Source organism: Vibrio sp. 10N.247.310.24, from assembly GCF_041467175.1.
GTDB classification, from domain to species: domain Bacteria; phylum Pseudomonadota; class Gammaproteobacteria; order Enterobacterales; family Vibrionaceae; genus Vibrio; species Vibrio tasmaniensis_A.
Genome location: NZ_JBFSUD010000147.1, coordinates 1 through 4,390 on the forward strand (window position 1 = coordinate 1; position 4,390 = coordinate 4,390).

Genomic DNA, 4,390 nt, shown 5'->3' on the forward strand with positions numbered 1-4,390 from the left:
GTAAGACTCGCTACACTGTGCGATCTAAACACCTTAAATGATAGGTGTTGGCTCATTTGAGCGGCGTTTTTATTTATGAGAAATGCACACCCTAGCTAGTTTGATCCTTGAGTGTCTGGAATCCAAAGTAAATTCGCATGAACGTAGTTAGCCAGCACGCGGTGCCAAAGGTGTAGGCGATAACAGCAAAGTGTTGAGGCCAAATACAGAACGCGATGAAACAAGCGATGGTTTCAGTGCCTTCGGTTAGCCCTGACATGTAGTACAGAGACTTATGCTTATAGACTGGGTTTTCGATGCCTCGTTTGCCTGCCATCACGGCAAACGCCAAAAAGCTGCTGCCAGTACCGATAAAAGAGAAGATCAAAAACGCACCGGCAATGGCGTTGTGTTCTGGGTTCGCAATAACAAAGCCAAAAGGAATTAACGAATAGAAAAGGAAATCGAGGCTGATGTCGAGAAAACCGCCAGCGTCACTAATGCCTTGGATTCGAGCCAAAGCCCCATCAAGCCCATCACATACTCGGTTGAACACAATGAAGCCTAGCGCCCATTCGTAATGTTGAAATGCCAACGCCGGAAACGCTAAACACCCGACCAGAAAGCCAAATAAGGTGGTTTGATTTGCCGTGATACCGAATTGACTCAGCAACTTAGCTGATTGGTTTAATGGCCACTTAATGACCTTGATGGAGTACTTATCCAGCATGATGACTCCTCCATGGCCAAGACAGCACTTGCGCCCCTTGAGGTACGTCAGCTTCGTCGTGCGTGACCATTAATGTTGGGATATTTGCTTTTGTCAGCTGTTCGAAGACCCAATCGCGAAATTGTGCTCTTAACTCTTGGTCTAACTTACTAAACGGTTCGTCGAGTAGGGCGAGCTTCGGCTTCGCCAATAACATACGAGTTAAGCTGATTCTTGCACGTTGACCGCCAGATATTTGATCCGGGAAAGACTCTGCCAAGTGAGTTAGCTCTATGTCTTTTAGTGCAGCCATCGCTTGCTGTTGACGAGCGGAGCCCTTAATTGAATTAGGCAGAGAGAACGCCAAGTTTTCCCATACCTTGAGGTGAGGGAACAACAAGTCATCTTGAAAAAGAATACCGACTTCACGCTGATGTGAAGGCAGGTCATCCAGCTGAATGTCGTTCAAAATAACGGTGCCAGAATACGAAAACTCATCATTTAAGTGCCCAGCTACGGCGTCCAACAAGGTCGATTTTCCGCAGCCGCTCGGCCCCATCAAAGCCAATACTTGGCCTGATTCTAATGTTACGTTTAGCGCTGAAAACAGCGATACACCATCGTTTTTACGGATGGCGAGGTCGTTGAGGTGCAGACTCATTCGTTAGAAAACCTTTAAAAGTAAGACGGCGATATCTGAGTTGAAGTCGGCTGACTAATATCGCTAAAGAGAAAAAGAACAGAGGCAATAGGGCCTGCCAAATGGCATAGATAGCTGTCACTCTGCGGTCGAAACCACTGGTAAGGGCAACGGCTTCTGTGGTGATTGTGCTAATACGGCCCGCGCCGAGCATCAAGGTGGGTAAGTACTGAGCCAAACTTACGCTGATCCCGACCGCCCAAGCAAAGGCAATAGCGGGTAACAAGATAGGCAGCTTGATGGAGTACCAGCTTTGAAATGGCGATTTACCCAAGCTCAACGAGGCTTTTATCAGGCCGTCATTGAAGCTTTTCCAAGGGCCATCCAAAGACAGATACACAAACGGGAAAGCAAAGAAAACATGCGCCCAAATTACCCAAAATTCATAGGCGCTGCTGCCGATATAAAGCGTGGTCACTTGCATGCCGAACAATACCGAGAGTTGAGGTATCAACATGGGAATCGCGATAATAAAGCCCGGAACTTGCCACTTGTATTTGATTCGGTACTCATGAGCTACCAGCGCGAGTAATAAAGCAACGGAAGCGGCAATAAGGCCAATCCACAAGCTTTGCCCGACGGTGCTCATGATGCCATCCCACTCAAACTCCCAGAAACGCTTGCTGTAGCGACTTGGAAGTAAATCAGGGAAACGCCAACGTTGGGCAACACTCCAAATCCCCATTAGTGGAATGATCAGTAGTGACAATGCAGCAAGCACTGCGAAGATCGTTTTTCCTGGAAGGTTAATACCTGTTCTTCCTGAATATTGCCAAGTTCTAAAGTACTTGAGAATTGCCCATTCGATTAGACGCGCTAGGGCGATGATCAACGAAGCTAAACCGAATAAAACGATGGCGCCAGCGGCAGCTCGTGGCAATAGATTAAGGTCTGGGTCGTTAAACCATTGCCATACCAAAACGGCAAAGGTCGGCGGATTGGTTGGGCCAATGATCAGAGCGATGTCGACAACCGATACGCTGTAAGCAAGCACCGCCAACATAGGGAAGCGAAGCTTGGTAAACCATTGTGGGAAAATACACTTCCACCAGATCTGAGCACGGCTATAACCCAGAGAGGCACTGACCTTAGTGATGCGTTCAACATCGATTTGTTGAAGTATCGAAATGCTCATCAGCAATAAGAAGGGCACTTCTTTGAGTGTGAGCATAATGATTAGGCCAAACGCGTAAGGATCTTTTATCAGCAAAGCCAATTCAGAGCTTGTAGCCGATTCACCAAGTAAGTGATGCACGGCTCTTGCGCCAAGCCCTGTTGGGCTAAACAGAAAAGCAAAGCCGATAGCGAAAGCCACATGCGGAATGGCAAGCATTGGCGATAGCGTTAGCTCAATCTTTCTCCAATACTTGTTTCCCCAAGAAGCCTGAAGAATACAAAAGGTCAGGAAGCAGGCAATGTAGCTGCTGGCGACCGCTGAACCTAGGCTCAAACCAATAGAGTGCCAAGCCCCTTCCCATTGAAAGACTTGGTTAAAACCGTTGAGTGTTGGTTCCTCTAAACCTAGGGGCGGGATGAAACTCAGTGACGAGGCCACTACTCCCGCTACCCCAGGAATCGTAGGGATAATGCACACAGCTATAACAACATAATATAGAGCGCGTAGCATGAATTTTAGTTACCGTATCGCTTAAGCCACTCTTTCTCGAGCGCGTTTTGCCAGCTTGGGTGTGGTTCATCAATCGATTTAAATTGTTGAGTATTCTTAGCGCTACCAGTCAGGTACTTGCTGCTTAATACAGAAGGATCACCCCAAACATTGAGGTCGCCTTTGCGCGATTGTGCTTCTGGGCTCAACAAGAAGTTGATGGTTACCTGAGCGCCAGCACTTGCATTAGCATTCCAAGGAATCGCAAGGAAGTGAATGTTAGACAGAGCACCGCTTTCTAGAGCATAGGCCTTGGTAGTTTCAGCTAGGCGGCCACTTGATTGTGCTGAATAGACAGAATTTGGGTTAAAGGTAATCGCTAAATCGAGCTGACCATCATCCAGAAGTTGGATACTTTCCGATGTGCCCGCTGGGAATTGTTTACCACCGCGCCATGCCACTTTATGGAATTTATCTAAGTAAGCCCAAAGTGGTGCAGTAACTTCTTGGAAGTTGTCTTCCGAAACAGGTTGAGCCAGTGCAGGGTTGTTGTCTGTTAGCTCAATCAGTAGAGACTTGATGAAGCTGGTGCCATGAAATTCAGGTGGGCGAGGGTAGCTTAAGCGGTTAGGGAAAGCTTGAGCGTAGCTCAACATCTCTGAAAACGATTGTGGCGGATTGTTTAGTGTCTCTTGGTCGTGGATGAACACAAGTTGTCCGACGCCCCAAGGTGCTTCTAAGCCTTCGGTTGGCTCCGAGAAATCGACATCAATTGGTAAAGATTTATCAACGTACTTCCAGTTTGGAAGTGATTCTGTGAATGGTCCAAATAACAGCGCATTGTCTTTCATCGAGCGGAAGTTCTCACCATTAATCCAAACGATATCGACACTGCCTTCGCTGTTCTTGCCTGCGGCTTTTTCTGCAAGTAGTCGAGTAGTCGTTTCAGCAATGTCGGTTACTTTTACATGCTTTAAGGTCACACCGTAGTCACTTTGTAACTCCTTGCCTGCCCATTGTAGGTAACGATTAATTTCTTGGCTTCCGCCCCAAGCGTGAAAGTAGACAGTTTGTCCCTCTGCCTGCTGTTCTATTTGGTTCCAGCTATTGGTTGATGTTGCTTCATCAGCGTAAATGGCTGCGCTGTATGCAACGGTTGCCATGATTCCTAACGTACTTACTATCTTGTTCATAAACTTTTCCATTTGGTAGTGAACGGGCAAGAGCATTGTATTTTCAAACTCCCTAGGGCGTGTTGACCTTTCGTGGTTAAATTTTGTTCGAGATAAAAGCGTTATAATCGCGGCGAGGGGGAAGTAGCCTAGTCACTCTAAGCAAATCTCCCTCAACAAAGAGTAAAACGCTTTTAGCCGAACCCTTCGGGCAGCGTTTGCTG

General features: G+C 47.2%; 4 protein-coding genes. All 4 read right to left on the reverse strand.

Features of this window, described 5'->3' with window-relative positions; genetic code table 11:
* Window positions 1–91: 91 nt before the first annotated feature.
* From AB6E08_RS22695 to AB6E08_RS22710, 4 genes are read right to left on the reverse strand one after another with little or no spacing between them, the layout of a single operon-like run.
* Window positions 92–709 carry a CDP-alcohol phosphatidyltransferase family protein gene (locus AB6E08_RS22695; protein WP_012603668.1) on the reverse strand — a complete coding sequence of 206 codons (618 nt, stop codon included), beginning with the start codon at window positions 707–709 and terminating at the stop codon, window positions 92–94.
* Window positions 699–1,349, reverse strand: a complete 651-nt coding sequence (locus AB6E08_RS22700) for an ATP-binding cassette domain-containing protein (protein ID WP_012603669.1) — start codon at window positions 1,347–1,349, stop codon at window positions 699–701. The genes AB6E08_RS22695 and AB6E08_RS22700 overlap by 11 nt, the downstream gene beginning before the upstream one ends.
* Window positions 1,315–3,015, reverse strand: coding sequence for an ABC transporter permease (locus AB6E08_RS22705; RefSeq protein WP_372063626.1), 1,701 nt, complete (start codon window positions 3,013–3,015; stop codon window positions 1,315–1,317). Before AB6E08_RS22705 ends, AB6E08_RS22700 begins: the two co-directional genes overlap by 35 nt.
* Before the next feature lie 5 nt (window positions 3,016–3,020).
* Window positions 3,021–4,187, reverse strand: a complete 1,167-nt coding sequence (locus tag AB6E08_RS22710) for an ABC transporter substrate-binding protein (RefSeq protein WP_029224023.1) — start codon at window positions 4,185–4,187, stop codon at window positions 3,021–3,023.
* Between the last annotated feature and the right edge of the window lie 203 nt (window positions 4,188–4,390).

Bases quoted from the DNA above. Each gene is read 5' to 3' on its own strand.
- AB6E08_RS22695 (WP_012603668.1), bottom strand. From the start codon at position 709: ATGCTGGATAAGTACTCCATCAAGGTCATTAAGTGGCCATTAAACCAA.
- AB6E08_RS22700 (WP_012603669.1), bottom strand. From the start codon at position 1,349: ATGAGTCTGCACCTCAACGACCTCGCCATCCGTAAAAACGATGGTGTA.
- AB6E08_RS22705 (WP_372063626.1), bottom strand. From the start codon at position 3,015: ATGCTACGCGCTCTATATTATGTTGTTATAGCTGTGTGCATTATCCCT.
- AB6E08_RS22710 (WP_029224023.1), bottom strand. From the start codon at position 4,187: ATGAACAAGATAGTAAGTACGTTAGGAATCATGGCAACCGTTGCATAC.